We start from the raw sequence: 20247 nt of genomic DNA on the forward strand, positions 1-20247 counted from the left end.
ACTTGGTCGATGTAATGGCTGGACTTTCCCCGCGCCAGCGCGTCAGCGCAGCCCGAAGCCGAGCCGCTCCAGCGCCGTGCGGATCCGGTCGCGGCCGCTCAGGGCCTCGGGCCCGCGCACCCGGTCGAGCGCCGCCCTCGTCCAGCCGACCGGCGGCAGGCGCTGCCCCTCCTGGAAGGCGGCGAGGGCCCGGTCGTAGGCGGCGACATCCGCCGGATCGGGCGCCGCCCCGTAGCGCTCCCGGTGCAGCACCACGGATTGCGGCAGGCGCGGCTTCACCGCGGCCGGGCGCGCCGGGTCCTCGTAGCCGACGCAGTGGCCGAACACCGCGAGCACGTTCGGCGGCAGGCCGAGGATCCCGGCCACGGTCTCGGGATCGTTGCGCAGCGCCCCGATATAGACCGAGGCGAGGCCGAGGGATTCGAGCGCGACGGTGGCGTTCTGGGCCGCGAGCGCCGCGTCGATGATCCCCACGAACAGCGTCTCCAGATAGGCGAGGCCGCCGGTGGGCCGGTCCTGCGCGCGGCCGATCGCCCCGAGGCGCGACAGGTCGGCGAGCCAGACGAGGACGAGCGGCGCCTCGATCACGTGGCGCTGGCCGCCCGCCACCGCGGCGAGGCGCCGCTTCGTCTCCGGATCCTCCACCGCGACGACGCTCCAGGTCTGGAGATTCGAGGAGGAGGGGGCCGATTGCGCCGCGGCGACCAGCGTCTCCAGGGTGTCCGGGGGCGGGGGATCGGGCCGATAGGCGCGCACCGAGCGGTGGGCGAGGAGCCTCGCCAGCGTGTCGTTCCAGGCGATGGCGAGATCCGCCCCCGCCGGTCCGTAGCGCTCCGCCAGCGCCGTCTCGTGCGATCCCGTCCCTGCCACGCCCACCTCCGCCATCCGCCCCAGACTAGCGTCGGAGCAGGTTCCCGCAAATAGTATACTTTGTATGTTGACTATATGGAATAGAGCCGTCACACCGTCGGCACCGAGTGGCTTCGAGCGGAGAAGGGGCGGCTGCATCTCGGGGCGCTCCCGTATCCGGGCGGGCGCCACGTGGCGGCGCCGTGCGCGGGCGCGGGCCGCGCGTGCTTCCGGCGCGCTTCCGGATGGAGCTCGTGATGCTCGGCGTCGTGATCCTCGGCCTCCGGCTTCCTCCTCGACCAGGGTGCCGCCCGCCTCGCAGCGCGTCTCCTGCGCCGGCGCGACGGCTGACCTGGGCCCTCCCCGAAAGACCTCATCCATGACGCATTCCACCGCTTCCGTTGTCACGCACGCCCTGGCCGCGCCATCCCCGGCCACCCCCTCCCTCGTCATCGTCGGCGGCGGCTTCTCCGGCGCCGTCGCGGCCCTCAAGGTGATCGCCGCCGCCGAGGGGCCGGTCGCGATCACGGTGATCGAGCCCGCCGCGGATCTCGGCGCCGGCATCGCCTACGGCACCCGGGATCCGGCGCATTTCCTCAACGCGCCGGCCAAGATCGTCTCGCTCCATCCCGAGCATGCGGGCCACTTCACCGAGTGGCTGGCGGCGCGGCCCGACGCCTTCGCCGGGCCGGGCCCCGCCGAGGCCTTCGCGCGGCGCGGGGCGCTGGGCGCCTATGTCCGGGACGAGCTGGCGCGGGCGCTCGCCGCGGCCCCGCGCGCCCGGCTCGACCACGTGCGGGCGGAGGCCGTCGACCTGCGGGTCTCCCGCGACGGCGTGGCCGTCACCCTCGACGACGGCCGCACGGTGGGGGCCGACCGGGCGCTCCTCGCCACCGGCCTCGTCGGCGCCCGGCCGCCGATCCCCGGGGCCGATACCCTCGGGCCGGAGGACGGCTACATCGCCGATCCCTTCGACGCCGCTTCCCACGCGCATGTGCCCGCCGACGGCACGGTGCTCCACATCGGCACCAGCCTCACCATGCTGGACAGCCTCGTGACCCTGGAGCGGCGCGGCTTCCGCGGACTGCATCTCGGCGTCTCCCGCCACGGCTTCCTGCCGCAGGAGCGGCGCGAGCCGCCGGCTTGGCCGGATTTCCTCGGGGCCGCCCCGCTGCCGGCGACTGCGCGGGCGCTGCTCGCCCGGGTGCGGCGGGAACTCGCCCTCCTCGCTGCGCAGGGCGGCGACTGGCAGGCGATCGTCCCGGCGATCCGCCCCCACGTCCCGGCCCTGTGGGCCGGCGCCTCCGATGCGGAGCGGGCGCGCTTCCTGCGCCACCTGCGCCGCTACTGGGAAAACGCGCTCCACCGCTCGCCCGGCCCCTCCCACGCCACCTTCCGGGCCGTCGCCGCGCAGGGGCGCTTCACCGCCGAGGCGGGCCGGGTCACCGGGCTCGCCCGCGAGGGCGGCCGCCTCGTCGCCACGGTCGCGGCGCGCGGCGGGGCGGTGCGCCCGGTCGCCGTCGATGCCGTCGTGAACAATCTCGGCTGGGACTATTCCTGGATCCGGGCCGGCGCCGTCCGGCCCCTCGCCCGCACCCTGATCGCCCGCGGGCTGGTGCGGCCCGGGCCCCTCGGCTCCGGGCTCGACGCCGACGCGGCCGGCGGCCTGATCGGCCGGGACGGGACGGCGAGCGGGCGCCTGTTCGGCATCGGCCCGGTGCTGCGCGGCCGGCGCTGGGAATCGAACACCGTGATGGAGATCCTGACCCAGGCCATCGCGCTCGCCCCCCTTCTGGCGCGGGCGGAGAACGCCGTTCCCGCCGCTTCGGCGGCCTGAGACGGTTTCCGGAAGATCACTTTCGGAAACCGGATCACGAGCCCGCGCGGCGCCTGAGCGAGGCCGGTTTCCGCATCGCGAAGCGATCATCCGGAAACCGTATGAGACGGCCCGCCCGCGGCATCCGCCGCGTCGCGGGCCGGCGCGGCGGACGGCCATACGCGATCGTGCCACCCCCGGCAGGATCGCGGCAGCGCGCATCGCCGGCCCGCGCCTGCCGCGCTGCTCTCGGTTTCTGATTTTACGGCATTGTCTGCGACGAACCGGCATCCGCTTCGTCGGGCAATGCTCGAGAGAGAGGGGGATTCCCCGCTTCACCCGTCCTCAGCGGGCCGGCTCGCGGTCGCCGCCGGACCGTCGGAACCGCGCCGCCGGATGGCTCTCCGGCAGCCGCTGCCTCCCGGTGCCGAACACCTTCTGGCGCAGGGGACCGGGGGCGTAGCCCGTCTTGTAGCGGCCCCGCCGCTGCAGCTCCGGCACCACGAGGTCGATGACGTCGCCGTAACCCTCGGGCGTCACCGCGTAGCTCAGGTTGAAGCCGTCGATGCCGGTCTCGTCCATCCAGGCTTCGAGCCCGTCCGCCACCTGCTCGGGGGAGCCGATCAGCACCGGGCCGCGCCCGCCGATGGCGTTGTGCTGCACGATCTCGCGGATGGTCCAGCGCCGCTCCGAGCGCGCGAAGGAATCGACCATCGAGGTCACCGCGTTGTCGCGGCGGATCACCGGGAACGGATCGTCGAGCGCGTGGGCGGACAGATCGATGCCGGTCCAGCCGGAGAACAGGGCGAGCGCCCCCTCCGGATCGACGTAGGCGAGGTAGTCGCGGTACTTGTCGTGCGCCTCCTGCTCGGTCCGCCCGACGATGACCGTGATCAGGGCGAAGAACAGGATGTCCGCCGGGTCGCGGCCGCGGGCCGCAGCCCGGGCCCGGGTATCCGCGACCGTGGCGGCCACCGCCCGCTTCGCGGGATCGCTCAGGAACACCGCCTCCGCATGCGCGGCCGCGAAGTCGCGCCCGCGGTCCGAGGCGCCGGCCTGGAACAGGAAGGGCGTGCGCTGCGGCGAGGGCTCGACGAGGTGGATGCCCTGCATCCGGAAATGCTCGCCCGCATGCTCGATGCGGTGGATCCGCGCCGGATCCGCGAAGAGCCCGCGCGCTTGGTCGCGCAGCACCGCCCCGTCCTCCCAGCTCCCTTCCCAGAGCTGGTAGACGCAGTCGAGGAACTCGTCGGCGATGTCGTAGCGGGTGTCGTGCGCGGTGATGCCGGGCCGTCCGACCGCCCGCGAGGCGGCGTCCGAGTAGCCCGTGACCACGTTCCAGGCGATGCGCCCGCCCGTGAGGTGGTCGAGGGTCGAGAAGCGCCGGGCGAGGGTGAAGGGCGGCTCGTAGGAGACCGAGGCGGTGACCCCGAAGCCCAGATGCTCGGTCGCGGCCGCCATGGCGGAGACGAGGAGCATCGGGTCGTGCTTGGGCACCTGGGCGGCCCGGCGGAGCGCCGCGTCCGCATTGCCCGCGTAGACGTCGTGGATGCCGATGCCGTCGGCGATGAACAGCGTCTCGAACAGCCCGCGTTCGAGGAGCCGCGCGAGGTCGGTCCAGTAGGACAGCGTGTTGAAGTCGAGCGAGCGGTCGCGCGGGTGGCGCCACAGGCCGGGCGAGAGATGGACCGGGCTGTGGATCGCGAAGCCGTTGATGCGGATGGGTTTTGGCGGGACGGGAGCGGTCATGGCGCGCCTCACGCGAGGCGCCGGAAGCCGGCGCCCGGATGGGTGGATTTCAGCCGCGCGCCCGAGCCCGGAAACAGCTTCTCGCGCAGGGTGCCCTCCCGGTAGCGCGTCTTGAACACGCCGCGGTCCTGGAGTTCCGGCACCACGAGGTCGACGAAGGCCTCCAGGGTCTCCGGCACGACGACGCGGGTGAGGTTGAAGCCGTCCACGTCCGCCGCCTCGGCCCAGGACAGGAGTTCGTCCGCCACCTCGCTGGCCGAGCCGACGATGAAGGGCGCGCGGGCGCCGAGCGGCCCGAACTGCGCGAAGTCGCGCACGGTGAAGCGGTGATCCGCGTTCACCGTCAGGTTCTCCACCAGCGACTGCATGGCGTTGGTCTTCACGTAGGCCAGCGCCTCCTCGGGCCCGAGGGCCGAGAGGTCGATGCCGGTCCAGCCGGAGACGAGGGCGAGCTGGCCCTGGACGTCGAGGTAGCGGGCGTATTCGTCGCGCAGGTCCAGCGCCTCGGCCCGGGTCGGCGCCACGATCACCGTCGCGCCGAGGAACATCAGGATGTCGGACGGGTCGCGCCCGTGGTCGCGCGCCGCCTCGCGGATGCTCCGCACGGCCTTGGCGGCGATCGGCTTGGTGTGCCCGTTGAGGAAGACGCACTCCGCGTGGCGCGCCGCGAAGGCCCGGCCGCGCGAGGAGGTGCCCGCTTGGTAGAGCACCGGGGTGCGCTGGGGCGAGGGCTCGGCGAGGTGGCGGGCGTCGACCCGGTAATAGGGGCCCTCGTGCCGCACCCGGTGCACCTTCTCGGGCCGGGTGTAGAGGCCGCGCTCCCGGTCGCGGACGACGGCATCGTCCTCCCAGCTCCCCTCCCAGAGCTTGTAGGCGGCCTCCATGAAGTCCTCGCCCGCCGCGTAGCGGGTGTCGTGCGCGCGCGCCTCCGCGAAGCCCATGCCGCGGGCGCCGCTCTCCAGGTAGCCGGTGACGATGTTCCAGCCGGCCCGGCCTTGCGTGAGATGGTCGAGGGTCGAGAAGCGCCGGGCGAACTGGTAGGGGTGCTCGTAGGTGAGGTTCGCCGTCACCCCGAAGCCGATCTGCGTGGTCACCAGCGCCATCGCCGGCACGACGAGGAGCGGGTCGGCATTCGGCGCCTGGGCCGCTCCCGCCAGCGCCGCATCGGCATTGCCCCCGTAGACGTCGTAGGTGCCGAACACGTCGGCGAGGAAGATGCCGTCGAGGAGCCCGCGCTCGGCCGTGCGGGCGAGCGCGGTCCAGTAGTCGAGGGCGGTGTAGCGCACCGACGCGTCGCGCGGATGGCGCCACATCCCGGCCCAGGTATGGCCGGGGGCGTGCATGTGGAAGGCGTTCAGCCTCAGCTCGCGGCGGCTCATTCGAAGTAATCCGGCAGCTTGAACCCGTCGTAGAAGCGGTCGGCCCGGATCGCCGCCTTGAAGGCGTCCGAGCGGTAGGCGCCGACGATGTCGCGCGCCCACGGCGTCTCGGCGGAGGCCTTGCGGACCGCGACGACGTTCACGTAGGGCGAGGTCATCCTCTCGAGGGCGAGCGCCTCGCTGAGCTTGAGCCCGCTGAAGATCGCGAAATTGCCCTGGATCGCCGCGAAGTCGACGTCGTCGAGCACCCGCGGCGCCTGGGCGGCTTCGAGGGGCACCAGCCGGATCCCGGCCGGGTTCTCGATCACGTCGAGTTCGGTCACGTCGACCGGGTTGCCGTTGGGACGCAGCTTCACCCAGCCGAGGTCGCGCAGGATCTTGAGCGCCCGCTCCAGGTTCACGGGATCGCTCGGCACCGCCACCGAGGCGCCGCGGGGCACCGCGTCGGTGCTGCGGTGCTTGCGCGAGTAGAGCCCCATGGGCGGGGTCGGCACCTGCACGATGCCGACGAGGTCGGTGCCGTTCCGGTCGTTGTAGGCCTTCAGGTAGATGCTGTGCTGCATCACGTTGGCGTCGACCTCGCCCCGGTGGATGGCGGCGTTCACCTCGAGCCCGGTGCTGAAGTGGAAATACTGCACGCGGTAGCCCTGGGCGCGCAGGGTCGGCTCGACCCCGACCTTGAAGGCATCCTCGTAGGGGCCCGGCACGAAGCCGAGCTTGAGGTCGGGCTTGGCCGGCTCGGCGAAGGCGCTGCCCGCCGCCGCGAGCGCGGCGATGAGCGGGAGGAGCAGGCGGCGCATGGTCAGGCCCTGCATGGTCAAGCTGCCTGGGCCAGCCGGCCGGCGGCCGCGAGGCCCCGGTCGAGATCGGCCAGGATGTCGTCGATGTGCTCGAGCCCGATCGAGAGGCGCACGTAGCCCTCCGACACGCCGGTGGCGCGCTGCTCGTCGGGCGAGAGCTGCGCATGCGTCGTGGTCGCCGGATGGATGGCGAGGCTGCGGGCGTCGCCGATATTGGCCACGTGGTAGAACAGCCGCAGGCCGTCGATGAAGCGCCGTCCCGCCTCGCGCCCGGCCGCCAGCTCGAACCCGACGAGCCCGCCCTGGCCCCCCGCGAGGTAGCGGTCGGCCCGCTCGCGCGCTGCGCCGGTCTGGAAGGCCGGATGGATCACCCGCGCCACCTCCGGCCGCCGGGACAGGTAGGTGGCGACCGCGAGCGCGTTCTCGGCGTGGCGGGCGATGCGCAGGGGCAGCGTCTCGATGCCCTGCAGGATCTGGAAGGCGTTGAAGGGCGAGAGGGCCGGCCCGAGGTCGCGCAGCAGCCGCACCCGGGCCCGCAGCGCGTAGGCGATCGGCCCCAGCGCCTTCGCCTCCTCGACCCAGACCGCTCCGTGATAGCTCGGATCCGGCTCGGTCAGTGCGGGCTGGCGCTCCGGGTGGGCGCTCCAGTCGAAGCGCCCGCCATCGATGATCAGCCCGCCGATCGAGGTGCCGTGGCCGGCGAGATACTTGGTGGTGGAATAGACCACGATGGCCGCGCCGTGATCGAAGGGCCGGGCGATGAGCGGGGCGGCGGTGTTGTCGAGGATCAGCGGGATGCCGAGCGGCCGGCCGATCGCCGCCACCTCGGCGATGGGGAAGACCGTGAGCTTCGGGTTCGGCAGGGTCTCGCCGTAATAGGCGCGGGTGCGCGCGTCGGTGGCGCGGCGGAACGCCTCCGGATCCGCCGGATCGACGAAGCGCACCGCGATGCCCTGCTCCCTGAGCGTGTTGGCGAAGAGGTTCCAGGTGCCGCCGTAGAGGTCGGTGGCGCTCACGACGTTGTCGCCGGCCCGCGCGAGGTTCTGCACCGCCAGCGCCGAGGCCGCCTGGCCCGAGGCCACCGCGAGGGCCGCGGCACCGCCTTCCAGCCGGGCGGCGCGCTGCTCCAGCACATCCGTCGTCGGGTTCGTCACCCGCGTGTAGATGTTGCCGAGTTCCTTGAGCGCGAACAGGTTCGCGGCGTGGTCGGAGTCGCGGAACTGGTAGGAGGTTGTCTGGAAGATCGGCACCGCGACGGCGCCGGTGGACGGGTCGGCGCGCCAGCCGGCGTGCAGGGCCAGGGTCTCCGGCCGTAATCCGGCCGGATCGAGGGTCTCGGATGCCATGTGACGGGATCTCCCGGGGATCGGACGCCGCCGCCGACAGGCCGCGCGGCGGCCCATGAACGCTCTCGCGGTGGGGCTCCGGTGTCAACGAGAATGTTCTTTTTAAAGAACGATGATTCGGAGTCGTGATCCGCGTTCCGCTGCGGGTATTCGGTGTTTTCCTTCTCGGTCCGCTCGCGACGGGGCGATCATTGATGTTCGCGGTGCCACGGGCGTCGATGGTGCCGCGGCCGGTTCGTTTTGAAAAACGGTCCGGAGCCGCACCGGAGCGCTTGTGCCGGTCTCCAATTGGTCTATCAGATAAATGTACTAATCGCCAGCGTGGCCGTGCCGGCGCGGCGGCGGAGCCCGCCCCGGCGGCCGGGCCCAGGACAGGAGCAGGATGCATGTCGCAGATCCAGGCAGGGTGGGGAGCGGGGCCGAGCGCCCGCTACGACGATCTGGCCGAGCGCTTCCGGCCGGTCTTCCGGCGCATCCGCGAGACGGCCGCGGCGCGCGACCGCGACCGCCGGCTGCCGCACGAGGAGATCGCGTGGCTCAAGGAGGCCGGCTTCACCACCCTGCGCCTCCCGCGGGCCCGCAACGGCTACGACGCGACGCTGCCGGAGCTGTTCAACCTGCTGATCGAACTCTCGGCGGCGGATTCGAACGTCACCAACGCGCTGCGCGCCCATTTCGGCTTCACCGAGGACGCCCTGAACTCGCGCTTCCCCGCGTGGCGCGAGGCCTGGATCGAGCGGATCTCCCGCGGGGAGACCGTGGGAAGCGGCGTCTCGGAGGCCGGCTCCGCCAAGGTCGGCGCCTTCGAGACGGTGGCGCGCCGGGATGGCACCGGCTGGCGGCTCGACGGCACCAAGTACTACACGACCGGCTCGCTCTTCGCGGACTGGATCCACCTCGCCGCGCAGGACGAGAGCGGCGCGCCGGTGGGCGCCGCCGTGCCCCGGCGCGCGCCCGGCGTCGCGGTGATCGACGATTGGGACGGGTTCGGTCAGGCGCTCACGGCCAGCGGCACCGTGCGCTTCACCGACGTGGCATTGACCGCCGACCTCGTGAATCCCGATCCGGGCCGCTTCCGCTACGCGATGGCGTTCTTCCAGCTCGTCCACCTCGCGACGCTCGCCGGCATCGCCCGGGCGGCGGCGGAGGATGTCGCCCGCCTCGTCGGCGAGCGCCGCCGCGTCTACAGCCACGGCAACGCGGCGAGCGTCGCCGAAGACCCGCAGATCCTCCAGGTGGTCGGCCGGGTGCGCGGCGGCGCCTATGCGGCGGGGGTGATCGCGCTCAAGAACGCCGAGGCGCTGCAACGGGTCTACGAGGCCGATCAGGCGGGCGACGCCGAGGGCGCGGAGGCCGCCGGCTCGGTCGCCGATGTCGAGGTCAACCAGTCGGTGACCGTGGTGACGAACCTCGTCCTCGAGGCCACGACCCTGCTGTTCGACGCGCTCGGCGCCTCGGCCACCGCCCGCGGGCTCGGCCTCGATCGCTACTGGCGCAACGCCCGCACCATCGCGTCGCACAACCCGCGCATCTACCGCGACCGCATCGTGGGGGATTTCGCCGTGAACGGCACGGTGCCGCTCAAGCAGTACCGCGTCGGGCAGGGGTGAGGCCCGACGCGGCGAGAACCGATGCGGGACCCCGGGGGCGCCGCTCACGCCCCCGGCCAAATCACGCGCCCGGCCAAATCACGCGCCCGGCCAAGCCGGCACGAAGGCCGGCAGGTTGCGCTCGATGAAGGTCTTCACCGCGGGCGCCTTGAAGGTCTCGATGAAGCGGCGCAGGCGCGGATCGTCCTTGCGGTCCTCGCGGGCGGTGAAGCGCAGCACGAACTGGTCGTCCGCCGAGCGGTCGAGGAGGAGCGCCGTGTTCGGATCGCCGCCCGCCGGGATCAGGTAGGTGAGGTTCACCATCGCGAGCGTCACGTCGTCGAGCGAACGGTAGAGCTGCGCGGCGTCGAGCTCGATGATCCGGAGCGCCTTCGGATTGGCGGTCACGTCGAGCGGCGTCACCGCGAGTCCCTTGCCGGGGGCGAGCGTGAGCAGCCCGGCCTTCTCCAGGAGGCGCAGGGCCCGCGCCCCGTTGAGCGGCTCGTTGGGGATCGCCACCGTGCCGCCGGCCGGCACCGCCTCCAGCGACCGGATCTTCTTCGAGAACAGGCCGATCGGCGCAATCAGCCCGACCGGATCGGCCTGCACCAGCTTGGTGCCGCGCTTGGCGTTCTGCAGGGCGAGGAAGGCGGCGTGCTGGAACAGGTTCGCGTCGAGATCGCCCGTATTCACCGCCTCGTTCGGCGTGACCCAGTCGGTGAACTCGACCACCTCCACGCGCTGGCCGCGCTCCTTGGCGAGGCCGGCGGCGAATTGCACCGCCTGCGCCACGGGGCCGGCGGTCACGCCGATCCGCAGGGGTTTCTCGTCGGCCTGCACCGCGCTGAGGCCCAACAGGACCAGAAGGACACCAAGCACCATCGGCCGCATCGGGCTCTCCATCGCTGTGACAAGATGATCGTGGGGTCCGGAGCGCGATGCGGATGATGATGAAAGAATAGAGTGGCATGCGGCGCCGGATTGATCGTTTCATCACATGCACGGATGGCCGAGATCAACAGAATCTATTGCTGTTTTTGCGGCCCGGGAACGGAGGTCGTTCTCTGGGGCGCGGCGCCCGGGAAAGCCTCCCGGCCAGCGTGCCGCCCTCCGCCACCCGCTCCGAGCCCGGACGGACGCCGATGCCGGGTCCGGGCGGAGAGAATGAAATTTCTCTCCAATACGTTGGTGTGGATGATTTTCAGCTGTATTGATCCATATTTGGAAGTCTCTATTCATTGACCTGAACAGGATCGCATCGGCATAGTGCCGCGCGATCTTTGGCGGCGACGTCTGCGCATGCATGCCGTCACGGAGATCGGCACGTCCAGACTGGCGGCCTCGCGCGGGGCCGCCCGCACCCGCAAGGAATCGTCCCGCCCATGTCCGGCCTCGTCCGCGTCCTCGTCTCTGCCCTCCTGATCCTCGTGGCCGCGGCGGCGGAGGCACGCACCCTGCGTCTCGGCTACCAGCGCTCCTCGACCCTCATCGCCCTGCTGCGCGAGGACGGCTCGCTGGAGAAGGCCCTGCAACCCCTCGGCGTCACCGTGTCCTGGCACGAATTCACCAGCGGCCTGCCGATCATGGAGGCGCTGAATCTCGGCCAGATCGACGTCTCGGCCGACGTCGCCGATACCGTCCCGGTCTTCGCCCAGGCCGCGCAGGCGCAGATCGTCTACGTGGCGGAGGAGGCGGCCTCGCCCGCCGCCCAGGCGATCCTCGTAGCGGGGAATTCCCCCGCGCGCAGCGTCGCCGACCTCAAGGGCAAGCGGGTCGCGGTGACCAAGGGCGCGGGCAGCCACTACCTGCTGCTCGCCGCCCTGGCGGCCGAGGGCCTCTCCTTCAAGGGCATCAGCCCCGCCTATCTCACCCCCGCCGATGGCCGGGCGGCGCTGGCGAGCGGCGGCGTCGAGGCCTGGGTCGCCTGGGACCCGTTCCTCTCCGCCGCCCAGGCGCAGGGCGGCGCCCGCATCCTGCGCGACGGCACCGGGCTCTCGCTCTACAAGCGCTACTACTTCGCCTCCGAGAGTTTCGCGGCCAAGAATCCCGACGTGCTCGCCATCCTGTTCGCCCGCCTGCGCGACACCGGAGCCTGGGTGAAGGCCCGGCCCGACGAGGCCGCCGCGCGGCTCGCCGCCCTCTGGCGCCTCGACCCCGCGGTGGTCCGGCAGGCCAACGACCGGCGCAGCTACACGGTCGAGCCCGTCACCCGCGCGGGCCTCGCCGAGCAGCAGAGGATCGCCGACGCCTTCCTGGCCGAGGGCCTGCTGCCGCGGGCCGTCGACACCGCGGCCCTCGGCATCTGGGAGCCGCCGACCCGCTGAACCCCTTGCAGCCGACCCGCCGGGGCTCGCTCCGGCGGGTCGGAAGCGTCATGGAGGACGTTTCAGGTGCCGGGCCGGCGCACCGCGTCGGCGATGCTGAGGGGCTTCGGCAGCAGGCCGAGCCGGTGGAAGGTGTCGGCGACCCGCTGCTGGTCGGCGATCGCGGCGGCGTCGAGCGGCGCGACGCCGTAGGTCTGGCGGCGCAGCGCCACCGTCAGGACCGGTGCCGGGATGCCGACGAGCGGCGCGAGTTCCTGCGCCACCGCGTCGGTGTTGTCCTTCGCCCAGGCGTCGATCTCGGCCACGGCCGCGAGCGTGGCGTCGAGCGCCTTGCCGTGCTGGGCCACGAAGGCGCGCCGCGACAGGTAGAACTGCCGGTTGGGCACCAGCCCCTCGCCGGTCGCCAGCGTGCGGGCCGCATGGGCCTGCTCGCCCGAGGCCAGGAACGGATCCCAGATGGCCCAGGCATCGACGCTGCCGCGCGCGAAGGCCGCTCCCGCATCCGCCGGCGCCAGGAAGGCGAGCTTCACCTGGTCGTAGGGCACGCCCGCCTGCTCCAGGGCGCGCACCACCAGGAAATGCACGTTCGAGCCCTTGTTGAGCGCGATGGTCCGGCCGCGCAGATCCGCCACCGTCCGCACCGGGCTGTCCTTCGGCACTAGGATCGCCTCGCCCTTCGGCGCCGGCGGCTCGTTCGCCACGTAGACCAGGGCGTCGCTCGCCGCCTGCGCGAAGATCGGCGGCGCCTCGCCCGCCGAGCCGAAGTCGATCGCCCCCGCGTTCAGGGCTTCGAGCAGGGGCGGCCCCGAGGGGAACTCGGCCCAGACCACCCGGTAGCCGAGCGGCTTCAGCCGCTGCTCCAGGAGGCCCTTGCCCTTGAGGAGCACGAGCGTGCCGTATTTCTGGTAGCCGACGCGGATCACCGCCTCCTCGGCCCGCGCCGTCGCCAATGTGAGGAACACCAGGGCGAAGGCCGCGAGCAGCAGCAGGGTCTCGAACAGGCCCCGGCGCCGGAGAACCCGGCGGGCGGCGATTGCAGGCATGAGGATACTCCCGATCGGCGCGGTCTTGTCCGCGCCACGATGGCGCCAGGATCCGCGATCCGGATGCGCCGCATCTCACCGGCTGATCATCATCCGGTCAATGAAATCGGTTTCCATTGTTGCTTGAGGCGGGCGCATTCGATTTTACGAAGACTGTGACGAGGGGAAGATTCGTGTTGCGCGCGTCCGGGGCGGGGAGCCGGGCTCAGGCGAGGGCCGGCGCCCGCCTCCGATCGGGGATGGCCTCGACCGCGGCGGCCACGAGGGCGGCGACCTCCGCGGCCTGGTTGCGGATGTCGGGCACCGCGAGGCATTCCCACGACGCTCCACGCAGGAGCGGCCCGAGGGTCCAGAGGCGGCCCGGCCGGGCGCCCCGCACCCGGTAATCCGGGCCGACCTCCAGGCCGAGCCGGAAGGGGCCCGGCCGCACGAGGCCCCGCGCCGTCAGCCGGCGCAGCAGCGGGTCCGCGCTCTCGTCGATGCGCCCGATCCCGGTCGCGTCGAGGATGCCCTGCACCGGGACCGCGACGTCCCGCCCCGTGCCGCGCGGGCGGAGCGTCACGACGGCCTGCCCGGCCTCGTCGGCGATGGCCAGGATCCGCCCGGCCCTCACCTCCAGGCGCCCGGAGGCGATCTCCGCGCCGATCGCCTCCGCCGAGGTGGGGGCGGCCCGGTGCCGGTGCACGTCCCAGAACGGCCGCAGGTGGCGCAGGAAGCGGGCGCGCTCCGCCGCCGGCAGGCTGCGCCAGAGATAGTCGGTGACCGGCCGCAGGGCGTCGATCACGTCGCGCCAGTCGCGGCCGCTTCGCCGCGCGGCGGCGACCTCCGCCCGGATCCGGCGGGTCAGCCGGGTCAGCGAGGCGAGATCGGCCGGCGCGAATTCGGGCAGCGGCCAGACGGCGGCCGGGGCGTGGACGTTCGGCAGGAGGCCGCGGCGGGAGAGGGCGAGGATCCGGCCCGTGAAGCCGTGGCCGCGCAGGGAGGCCACCGCATCGACCATGGTCAGCCCGGTGCCGACGATCAGCACCGGGAGATGCGGGTGCAGCCGGCCGAAGGCCTCGGGCTGCCAGGGATCGAGCCGGTGGCGGCTCGGGGGCGCGCCGGGGCCGGTGAGATGGCCCATGGCCAGCACCGCCCCGGCCACCGGGTGATCCTGCCCGCCCTCCGTGCGCAGGAGGTAGCCCCCGGGCGCGGGGACGAGATCGGTGACGGCGTCGTGGACGAGGCGCAGCCGCGGCGCGCCCTCGGCGCCGAGGGCGCGGGTCAGGAGCTCGGCGAGGTAGCGGCCGTAGAGCCCGCGCGGCGCGAAGGTGCCGGCCGGGGTGGTGCGGATGCCCAGCGGACCCGTCTCCGCGGGATCCGCCGCCAGCCGGGCGAGCCACTCGGAGAAATGCTTCGGCCGGTCCGGGAAGGCGCTCATGTTGATCGCGCGCAGGTTGAGCAGGTGGTCGGCCGCCGCCGTGCCGTAGGCGAGGCCGCGGCCGAAGGTGCTGCCCCGCTCGCACAGCAGCACGGACCAGTCCCGCGGCAGGGCGGCGAGCAGGTGGAGCGCCGCCATGCTGCCGCTGAACCCGGCCCCCACGATCGCGATGACGCGGCTCACGGCCGTCCTCCTCTCTCGGTCTCGCAGCGCTTCCCGCCGAAGTGGATCCCGGTTCGTCGCAGAAAATGCCGTAAAATCAAATAACTAGCGCAGCAGGAAGGCCAGCGTGGCCAGGATCAGGGTGGCGCAGAGGATGATGACGACGAGCCCGGGGCTGGGCTCGGTGGGATGGGGGTGGACGGGGGCGGACGGGTCGTGCTGCAGGCTCAAGACGCTCTCCCATCGGATGGAGAGCCCCCGGACCGGGGGCTCCCGTCGGGTGCCGATCCGGCGATCAGAAGTCCGGCGCGGCCGGGGCGGGCAGGGCGGCCTTGTCCTTCGGCCGCTCGGCGACGAGGGCCTCCGTGGTGACGAGGAGCCCCGCCACCGAAGCCGCGTCCTGCAGCGCGGTGCGCACCACCTTGGCGGGATCCACGATGCCCGCCTCGATCAGATCGACGAAGGTCTCGCTCTGCGCGTCGAAGCCGTAGGTGTCGGAATCGCTCTCGATCACCTTGGCCACGACGATCGAGCCCTCGACCCCGGCATTGGCGGCGATCTGGCGGATCGGCGCTTCGAGGGCCTTGAGCACGATCTTGATGCCCGCCTCGATGTCCGGGTTGGCGCTGTGCAGGGCCGAGACCGCCCCGCGGGCGCGCAGCAGCGCGGTGCCGCCGCCGGGCACGATGCCCTCCTCGATCGCCGCCCGGGTGGCGTTCAGCGCGTCGTCCACGCGGTCCTTCTTCTCCTTCACCTCGATCTCGGTGGCGCCGCCGACCCGGATCACCGCCACGCCGCCGGCGAGCTTGGCCAAGCGCTCCTGCAGCTTCTCCCGGTCGTAATCCGAGGTGGTCTCGGCGATCTGCGCCTTGATCTGCGCCACCCGCCCGGCGATCTCGGCCTTCTCGCCCGCCCCGTCGACGAGGGTCGTGCTCTCCTTCTCGATGCGCACCCGCTTGGCCTGGCCGAGCTGGGCGAGCGTCACGGTCTCGAGCTTGATGCCGAGATCCTCGGAGATGACCTGTCCGGCGGTGAGGATGGCGATGTCCTCCAGGATCGCCTTGCGGCGGTCCCCGAAGCCCGGCGCCTTCACGGCCGCGACCTTCAGGCCGCCGCGCAGCTTGTTGACGACCAGCGTCGCCAGGGCCTCGCCCTCGACGTCCTCCGCGATGATGAGGAGCGGCCGGCCCGACTGCACCACCGCCTCCAGCACCGGCAGCAGCGGCTGCAGGGAGGAGAGCTTCTTCTCGTGGATCAGGATGTAGGGCTCTTCGAGTTCCGTGATCAGCTTCTCGGCATTGGTCACGAAGTAGGGGGACAGGTAGCCCCGGTCGAATTGCAGCCCCTCGACCACGTCGAGTTCGGTCTCGGCGGTCCTGGCCTCCTCGACGGTGATCACGCCCTCGTTGCCGACCTTCTCGACCGCCTGGGCGATGAGCCGGCCGATCTCCGCGTCGCCGTTGGCCGAGATGGTGCCGACCTGCGCGATGGCGTCGGAGGCGGTCACCTTGCGGGCGCGCCCGGCCACCTCCTGGATCGCCGCGGCCACCGCGAGGTCGATGCCGCGCTTGAGGTCGAGGGGGTTGAAGTTCGCCGCGACGGCCTTGGCGCCCTCCTTGACGATGGCCTGGGCCAGCACGGTCGCCGTGGTGGTGCCGTCGCCCGCCAGATCATTGGTCTTCGAGGCCACCTCGCGCAGGAGCTGGGCGCCGAGATTCTCGAAGCGGTCCTCCAGCTCGATCTCCTTGGCGACCGTCACGCCGTCCTTGGTGATGCGCGGCGCCCCGAAGCTCTTCTCGATCACCACGTTGCGGCCCTTCGGGCCGAGCGTCACCTTCACCGCGTCCGCCAGGATGTCGACGCCGCGCAGCAACCGCTCGCGCGCATCCGCCGAGAACTTCACGTCCTTCGCAGCCATGTCCGTCGTCCTTGCTTCGAATGTCGTCGGGATTTCGCTCAGGCCGCGATGACGCCGAGGATGTCGGTTTCCTTGAGGATCAGGAGATCCTCGCCATCGACCTTGACCTCGGTGCCGGACCACTTGCCGAACAGCACCCGGTCGCCGGCCTTCACGTCGAGGGGCAGGACCGCGCCGCTGTCGTCCCGGGCGCCGGGGCCGACCGCGACGACCTGGCCCTCCTGCGGCTTCTCCTTGGCGGTGTCGGGAATGATGATGCCGCCCTTGGTCTTCTCCTCGCCCTCGAGTCGGCGCAGCAGCACGCGGTCGTGCAGGGGTCGAAACGCCATTGTCCGGATTCCTGTCTGGAAGGGGCCGGGCCGGGCCCTCGCGGGCCCGCTCCCGATGCCGACAGGGTGTCCGGGCGCGTTCGTTTAGTCAACGAGATTGTTCTTTTTAAAGAACACGGGGTCGGAGAGAGAGCCTTCGCCGCGAGCGGCGCTTCCGAGAAGAATCCGTGCGGCCTCCGCCGCGGGGGCCGGGACCGGGGCATGGATGGGCCAGGGACTGCGCAGATCGGCCCGTCGTCCTAAGTTTCCCCGAACGACGCACGAACAGGCGTCGGCCAGGAGGAGCACGCCGATGTCCCTTTCCATCAAAGCCGAACGCTCTCTCACGACGCAGGACGAGTTCGAGTTCCTGGCGCAAACCCACATGCCGGGTCTGCTCGGCCTGGAGGACGGCGCATTGTCCGCCGCACAGCGGCGCCTCCGTGATCTTCGTGCGAAGGAGCGCACCCTCGCCCGGGAGATGAGGAGGGGCATTCGCGGCAAAGGCGAGCCGCGGGGCAGCAGCTTTCCTGGGAACATCGAGAAGCCGTCCCGGCGCAAGCAGATCTTCGCGAGCGCCTTGAAGCGGCTCAACGGCGAGATCGCACGCCGACGCTCACGCGCCGCCCGCGACGCGCTCAAGGCGTCGGCGCGGCGCGCGCTGCAACTCAAGACCAACGCGGCCCGTCGGCACCGCCGGCTCGCCCCCGGCCGGTCGAGCGGCGCGGGTATGAGGCCGATCGAGAGCGAGCGTCCACGCATGGAGGTCAATCCCGCGATGGTCGGCCGTGTGTCGCAGGCAACGAAGACCGCGCAGGCAGCAAAGGATACGCGCTCGCAAGACGAGTGACGCCAAGGAGCCTGGATATGGGCGATCGAGAGATCCGAACGGCCCTGGATCACCACTGGGCCGCCTCCGATGCGAACGACCTTGAGGGAGAGCATGACATCTACCGCGAGGACGCGGTGCTCGAATATCCGCAATCGGGAGAACGCATCCGCGGCCGGCAGAGAATTCAATCGTCTCGCGAGGCGCAGCCGAGCCGGAAGCGCTTCACGGTGCGGCGCATCATGGGTTCAGGGGATTTCTGGGTCACCGAGTACGTCCTCACCTACGATGGCCGGCCCTCCTACACCGTGAGCATCATGGAGTTCCGCGATGGCCAGGTGACCCGCGAGACACAATATTTATATTTCGGCGACCCTTTCGAGCCGGGGCCTTCGCGGGCGCAATGGGTCGAGCGGATGCCGTGAGACCATCCGCCGGGCCGCCCGCGCTCGATCCTCCGGCGCTTCGTCTCCGCCGCGCGGCGTCCGGAGCGCGGGTCGCGGGCGTCCATCCGGCGCTTCATCCATGGATCAAAGCCATGCGCCCCGCGTTGCTCGCCTGCTGATCATGGAGAATGGCGTGCGCTCCGGTTATCGTGCATCGAATTCCCTGGCAGCTCTGACTGTTCTGGCTCTCGCCGCCATTCCCATCACAGCCGATGCGCAGGAGCGTCCCTCGACCACCGACATGACGTGCCGGCAGGCGAGGGGTGTGCTGGCGGAGCGTGGCGCATCGGTGCTGGGCACCGGTGGGTTCACCTACGACCGGTTCGTGCGTGACCGGAGCTTCTGCGAGCCGACGCAGGTGACGGCCAATGCCTTCGTCCCGACGCGCGATAATCCGCAATGCCTCGTCGGCTATCGCTGCATCGAGCCCGGGATCGACTCATTCGGGGATGACGAGTAGCGCCGAAAGCCGTTTGGTTCGGATCGGGCGGCCGAGCCGATCGTCCGGACGCTTCACGGCCGCAAGTGCTCTTGGTCGGGGATCCCGGTCACCGCCCTCGATTGCGGCCTGGGGCCCGAGGCGCAGAGCTGGCTCGCCGCTCACGGCGTGAGCCCGGCTGGGATCACGCCTTCGACCGTCGGCCATGGTGGCGCGGCCTCACCGGCCGGACGGCGCGATCATCGTCTGGCTCGACGCGGATTGCCGGGTCCCGGATTGCGCCGCGGCGATCTCCTGCGGCGGGCGCCGCGCGCGACGGTTTCGCGATCGTGCCCGAACTCGACCGATCCTGCCCGTCATACGGTTTCCGGATGATCGCTTCGCGATGCGGAAACCGGCCTCGCTCAGGCGCCGCGCGGGCTCGTGATACGGTTTCCGAAAGTGATCGTCCGGAAACCGTATCACTCAATGGGGAGGCGTCCGACGTCGCCCATCTCGACGCTTGGCATCGGGCCTGCGTCGACGCCGAGACCGCCCAAGGCGGAGCGGGTGGCGCCCGCCCACCGGCAGGGCTGCTCCCGGGGCCGGAAAGAAGCCCTGCTGGACCGGATCCCCAGGGGCCGATGACCGGGCCCGTGCAGGGCATGGCCGCAGGCGCGGCAGCGCGCACGGAGGATCGCCGTCACGCCGGTTTCCTTCCGGCGCCGGGCGTTCCTGCCAGGGCCGGTTGATTCGGGCGCCCGGTTCGGCCAGTCCGTCCCGTCGCCCCGGCCTGTCGGGACGCGGAGGGAGCGGGATGATCGTGGTGACGGGAGCCGCCGGCTTCATCGGCTCGAACGTGGTCGCGTCGCTCAACGAGCGGGGCGTCGAGGACATCCTCGTCTGCGACCGTCTCGGCTCGGACGGCCGCTGGCGGAACCTGCGCGACCGGGCGGTCGCCGCCTTCGTCACCCCCGAGGCGCTGTTCGAGCGGTTGCGTGGGCGCGGCGACGTCGAGCACGTCATCCATCTGGGCGCGATCTCGTCGACGCTGGAGACGGATGCGGACCGGGTGATGGCGGAGAACTACCATTTCAGCCTGCGGCTGATCGATTGGTGCACCGAGGCTGCCGTCCCGATCGTCTACGCCTCGTCGGCCGCGACATACGGCGACGGCGCGCAGGGCTTCGACGACGATCCCGCGCTCGCCGCCCTGCGGCGCCTGCGCCCGCTCAATCTCTATGCCTGGAGCAAGCATCACCTCGACCTTGCCGTGGCCCGGCGGCGCGAGACGGGAGCCTCGCTGCCACCGCGCTGCATCGGGTTGAAGTTCTTCAACGTGTTCGGCCCGAACGAGTACCACAAGGGCGCCATGGCCAGCCTCGTCACCCAGATCCACCCCCGGGTGCGCGCGGGCGAGACGGTCACGCTCTTCGCGAGCCACCGGCCGGACGTTCCGGACGGCGGTCAGCGGCGCGATTTCGTTCCGGTCGCCTATGCGGTCGAGATCCTGCTATGGCTGATGGCCGGTCCGGTCCACCAGGGCCTGTTCAACGTCGGGACCGGTCGCGCCCGCAGCTTCGCCGACCTCGCCCGGGCGGTCTTCGCGGCCGAGGACAGGCCCGAGGCGATCGCCTATCAGGCGATGCCCGAGACCTTGCGGGAGGTCTACCAGTACGCGACCGAAGCCTCGACCGGGCGGCTGCGCGCCGCGGGCTGGACCGGACAGGCGCCGGCGCTGGAGGACAGCGTGCGCGATTACGTGGCGTCGTATCTGCGTCCGCTCCGTTACCGCTGAAGCCGAAACGGGGCTGACCGCTTCATCGTGGTGCGGCCGGCATGGTAGGGCCC

General features: G+C 71.7%; 18 protein-coding genes. 7 read left to right on the plus strand and 11 right to left on the minus strand.

From position 1 onward, the window contains the following. Positions 1 to 42 precede the first annotated feature (42 nt). Positions 43 to 870, minus strand: coding sequence for an NADPH-dependent oxidoreductase (locus tag ACE101_RS25575; protein WP_379135751.1), 828 nt, complete (start codon positions 868 to 870; stop codon positions 43 to 45). A 358-nt stretch (positions 871 to 1228) separates the two neighbouring features. Between ACE101_RS25575 and ACE101_RS25580 the strand changes: the two genes are divergently transcribed. Further along, positions 1229 to 2686, plus strand: a complete 1458-nt coding sequence (locus tag ACE101_RS25580) for an FAD/NAD(P)-binding protein (protein ID WP_379135753.1) — start codon at positions 1229 to 1231, stop codon at positions 2684 to 2686. 324 nt (positions 2687 to 3010) lie between these two features. Here ACE101_RS25580 and ACE101_RS25585 read toward each other — a convergent pair whose 3' ends face one another. Genes ACE101_RS25585 through ACE101_RS25600 form a run of 4 tightly spaced genes read right to left on the minus strand, consistent with a single transcriptional unit; the run spans position 3011 to position 7939 of the window. Beyond that, positions 3011 to 4414, minus strand: a complete 1404-nt coding sequence (locus tag ACE101_RS25585; protein WP_379135756.1) for an LLM class flavin-dependent oxidoreductase — start codon at positions 4412 to 4414, stop codon at positions 3011 to 3013. Positions 4415 to 4422: 8 nt separating this feature from the next. After that, positions 4423 to 5793 carry an LLM class flavin-dependent oxidoreductase gene (locus ACE101_RS25590; protein WP_379135758.1) on the minus strand — a complete coding sequence of 457 codons (1371 nt, stop codon included), beginning with the start codon at positions 5791 to 5793 and terminating at the stop codon, positions 4423 to 4425. Further along, complete coding sequence (locus tag ACE101_RS25595; RefSeq protein ID WP_379135761.1) at positions 5790 to 6608, minus strand: MetQ/NlpA family ABC transporter substrate-binding protein; 819 nt, start codon at positions 6606 to 6608, stop codon at positions 5790 to 5792. The genes ACE101_RS25590 and ACE101_RS25595 overlap by 4 nt, the downstream gene beginning before the upstream one ends. Positions 6609 to 6610: 2 nt before the next feature. Next, entirely contained in the window at positions 6611 to 7939 is a 1329-nt protein-coding gene (locus tag ACE101_RS25600; RefSeq protein ID WP_379135764.1) for an O-acetylhomoserine aminocarboxypropyltransferase/cysteine synthase family protein, read from the minus strand. A 386-nt stretch (positions 7940 to 8325) separates the two neighbouring features. Here ACE101_RS25600 and ACE101_RS25605 point away from each other — a divergent pair, with 386 nt between their 5' ends. Continuing rightward, positions 8326 to 9549: an acyl-CoA dehydrogenase family protein gene (locus tag ACE101_RS25605; RefSeq protein WP_379135767.1), complete on the plus strand. Its 1224-nt coding sequence runs from the start codon at positions 8326 to 8328 to the stop codon at positions 9547 to 9549. Positions 9550 to 9627: 78 nt separating this feature from the next. On the opposite strand, the gene ACE101_RS25610 is transcribed toward ACE101_RS25605, so the two are convergent. Then, positions 9628 to 10410: a MetQ/NlpA family ABC transporter substrate-binding protein gene (locus ACE101_RS25610; RefSeq protein WP_379135769.1), complete on the minus strand. Its 783-nt coding sequence runs from the start codon at positions 10408 to 10410 to the stop codon at positions 9628 to 9630. A gap of 500 nt (positions 10411 to 10910) precedes the next feature. Between ACE101_RS25610 and ACE101_RS25615 the strand changes: the two genes are divergently transcribed. Further along, positions 10911 to 11852: an aliphatic sulfonate ABC transporter substrate-binding protein gene (locus tag ACE101_RS25615; RefSeq protein WP_379135771.1), complete on the plus strand. Its 942-nt coding sequence runs from the start codon at positions 10911 to 10913 to the stop codon at positions 11850 to 11852. Positions 11853 to 11914: 62 nt separating this feature from the next. On the opposite strand, the gene ACE101_RS25620 is transcribed toward ACE101_RS25615, so the two are convergent. The 5 genes from ACE101_RS25620 to groES all read right to left on the minus strand — a co-directional run bounded on the left by ACE101_RS25620 (position 11915) and on the right by groES (position 16724). Beyond that, complete coding sequence (locus tag ACE101_RS25620; protein WP_379135773.1) at positions 11915 to 12895, minus strand: sulfonate ABC transporter substrate-binding protein; 981 nt, start codon at positions 12893 to 12895, stop codon at positions 11915 to 11917. Between the two features lie 205 nt (positions 12896 to 13100). Further along, positions 13101 to 14498, minus strand: coding sequence for an FAD/NAD(P)-binding protein (locus ACE101_RS25625; RefSeq protein ID WP_379135774.1), 1398 nt, complete (start codon positions 14496 to 14498; stop codon positions 13101 to 13103). Positions 14499 to 14582: 84 nt separating this feature from the next. Continuing rightward, complete coding sequence (locus ACE101_RS25630) at positions 14583 to 14708, minus strand: hypothetical protein (RefSeq protein ID WP_379135777.1); 126 nt, start codon at positions 14706 to 14708, stop codon at positions 14583 to 14585. A 64-nt stretch (positions 14709 to 14772) separates the two neighbouring features. Continuing rightward, positions 14773 to 16395: a chaperonin GroEL gene (gene groL, locus ACE101_RS25635; protein ID WP_379135779.1), complete on the minus strand. Its 1623-nt coding sequence runs from the start codon at positions 16393 to 16395 to the stop codon at positions 14773 to 14775. 38 nt (positions 16396 to 16433) lie between these two features. Next, positions 16434 to 16724: a co-chaperone GroES gene (groES, locus tag ACE101_RS25640; RefSeq protein WP_379135782.1), complete on the minus strand. Its 291-nt coding sequence runs from the start codon at positions 16722 to 16724 to the stop codon at positions 16434 to 16436. A 292-nt stretch (positions 16725 to 17016) separates the two neighbouring features. On the opposite strand from groES, the gene ACE101_RS25645 reads away from it, so the two are divergent. The 4 genes from ACE101_RS25645 to rfaD all read left to right on the plus strand — a co-directional run bounded on the left by ACE101_RS25645 (position 17017) and on the right by rfaD (position 20194). Next, on the plus strand, positions 17017 to 17553 hold the full coding sequence (locus ACE101_RS25645) for a hypothetical protein (RefSeq protein ID WP_379135785.1): 537 nt from the start codon (positions 17017 to 17019) through the stop codon (positions 17551 to 17553). A gap of 17 nt (positions 17554 to 17570) precedes the next feature. Next, positions 17571 to 17957, plus strand: coding sequence for a nuclear transport factor 2 family protein (locus tag ACE101_RS25650; RefSeq protein ID WP_379135787.1), 387 nt, complete (start codon positions 17571 to 17573; stop codon positions 17955 to 17957). A gap of 142 nt (positions 17958 to 18099) precedes the next feature. Further along, the gene (locus ACE101_RS25655; RefSeq protein ID WP_379138938.1) at positions 18100 to 18438 is read left to right on the plus strand and encodes a hypothetical protein; all 339 of its coding nucleotides are present in this window, start codon (positions 18100 to 18102) and stop codon (positions 18436 to 18438) included. Positions 18439 to 19213: 775 nt separating this feature from the next. Beyond that, complete coding sequence (gene rfaD / locus ACE101_RS25660) at positions 19214 to 20194, plus strand: ADP-glyceromanno-heptose 6-epimerase (RefSeq protein ID WP_379135789.1); 981 nt, start codon at positions 19214 to 19216, stop codon at positions 20192 to 20194. The last annotated feature ends 53 nt before the right edge of the window (positions 20195 to 20247 follow it).

Source organism: Methylobacterium carpenticola (assembly GCF_042748905.1).
GTDB lineage: Bacteria > Pseudomonadota > Alphaproteobacteria > Rhizobiales > Beijerinckiaceae > Methylobacterium > Methylobacterium carpenticola.

Coding starts and splice junctions, on each gene's coding strand:
- ACE101_RS25580 (WP_379135753.1), top strand. CDS start 1,229: ATGACGCATTCCACCGCTTCCGTTGTCACGCACGCCCTGGCCGCGCCA.
- ACE101_RS25585 (WP_379135756.1), bottom strand. CDS start 4,414: ATGACCGCTCCCGTCCCGCCAAAACCCATCCGCATCAACGGCTTCGCG.
- ACE101_RS25590 (WP_379135758.1), bottom strand. CDS start 5,793: ATGAGCCGCCGCGAGCTGAGGCTGAACGCCTTCCACATGCACGCCCCC.
- ACE101_RS25595 (WP_379135761.1), bottom strand. CDS start 6,608: ATGCAGGGCCTGACCATGCGCCGCCTGCTCCTCCCGCTCATCGCCGCG.
- ACE101_RS25600 (WP_379135764.1), bottom strand. CDS start 7,939: ATGGCATCCGAGACCCTCGATCCGGCCGGATTACGGCCGGAGACCCTG.
- ACE101_RS25605 (WP_379135767.1), top strand. CDS start 8,326: ATGTCGCAGATCCAGGCAGGGTGGGGAGCGGGGCCGAGCGCCCGCTAC.
- ACE101_RS25610 (WP_379135769.1), bottom strand. CDS start 10,410: ATGGTGCTTGGTGTCCTTCTGGTCCTGTTGGGCCTCAGCGCGGTGCAG.
- ACE101_RS25615 (WP_379135771.1), top strand. CDS start 10,911: ATGTCCGGCCTCGTCCGCGTCCTCGTCTCTGCCCTCCTGATCCTCGTG.
- ACE101_RS25620 (WP_379135773.1), bottom strand. CDS start 12,895: ATGCCTGCAATCGCCGCCCGCCGGGTTCTCCGGCGCCGGGGCCTGTTC.
- groL (WP_379135779.1), bottom strand. CDS start 16,395: ATGGCTGCGAAGGACGTGAAGTTCTCGGCGGATGCGCGCGAGCGGTTG.
- groES (WP_379135782.1), bottom strand. CDS start 16,724: ATGGCGTTTCGACCCCTGCACGACCGCGTGCTGCTGCGCCGACTCGAG.
- ACE101_RS25645 (WP_379135785.1), top strand. CDS start 17,017: ATGTCCCTTTCCATCAAAGCCGAACGCTCTCTCACGACGCAGGACGAG.
- ACE101_RS25650 (WP_379135787.1), top strand. CDS start 17,571: ATGGGCGATCGAGAGATCCGAACGGCCCTGGATCACCACTGGGCCGCC.
- ACE101_RS25655 (WP_379138938.1), top strand. CDS start 18,100: ATGGAGAATGGCGTGCGCTCCGGTTATCGTGCATCGAATTCCCTGGCA.
- rfaD (WP_379135789.1), top strand. CDS start 19,214: ATGATCGTGGTGACGGGAGCCGCCGGCTTCATCGGCTCGAACGTGGTC.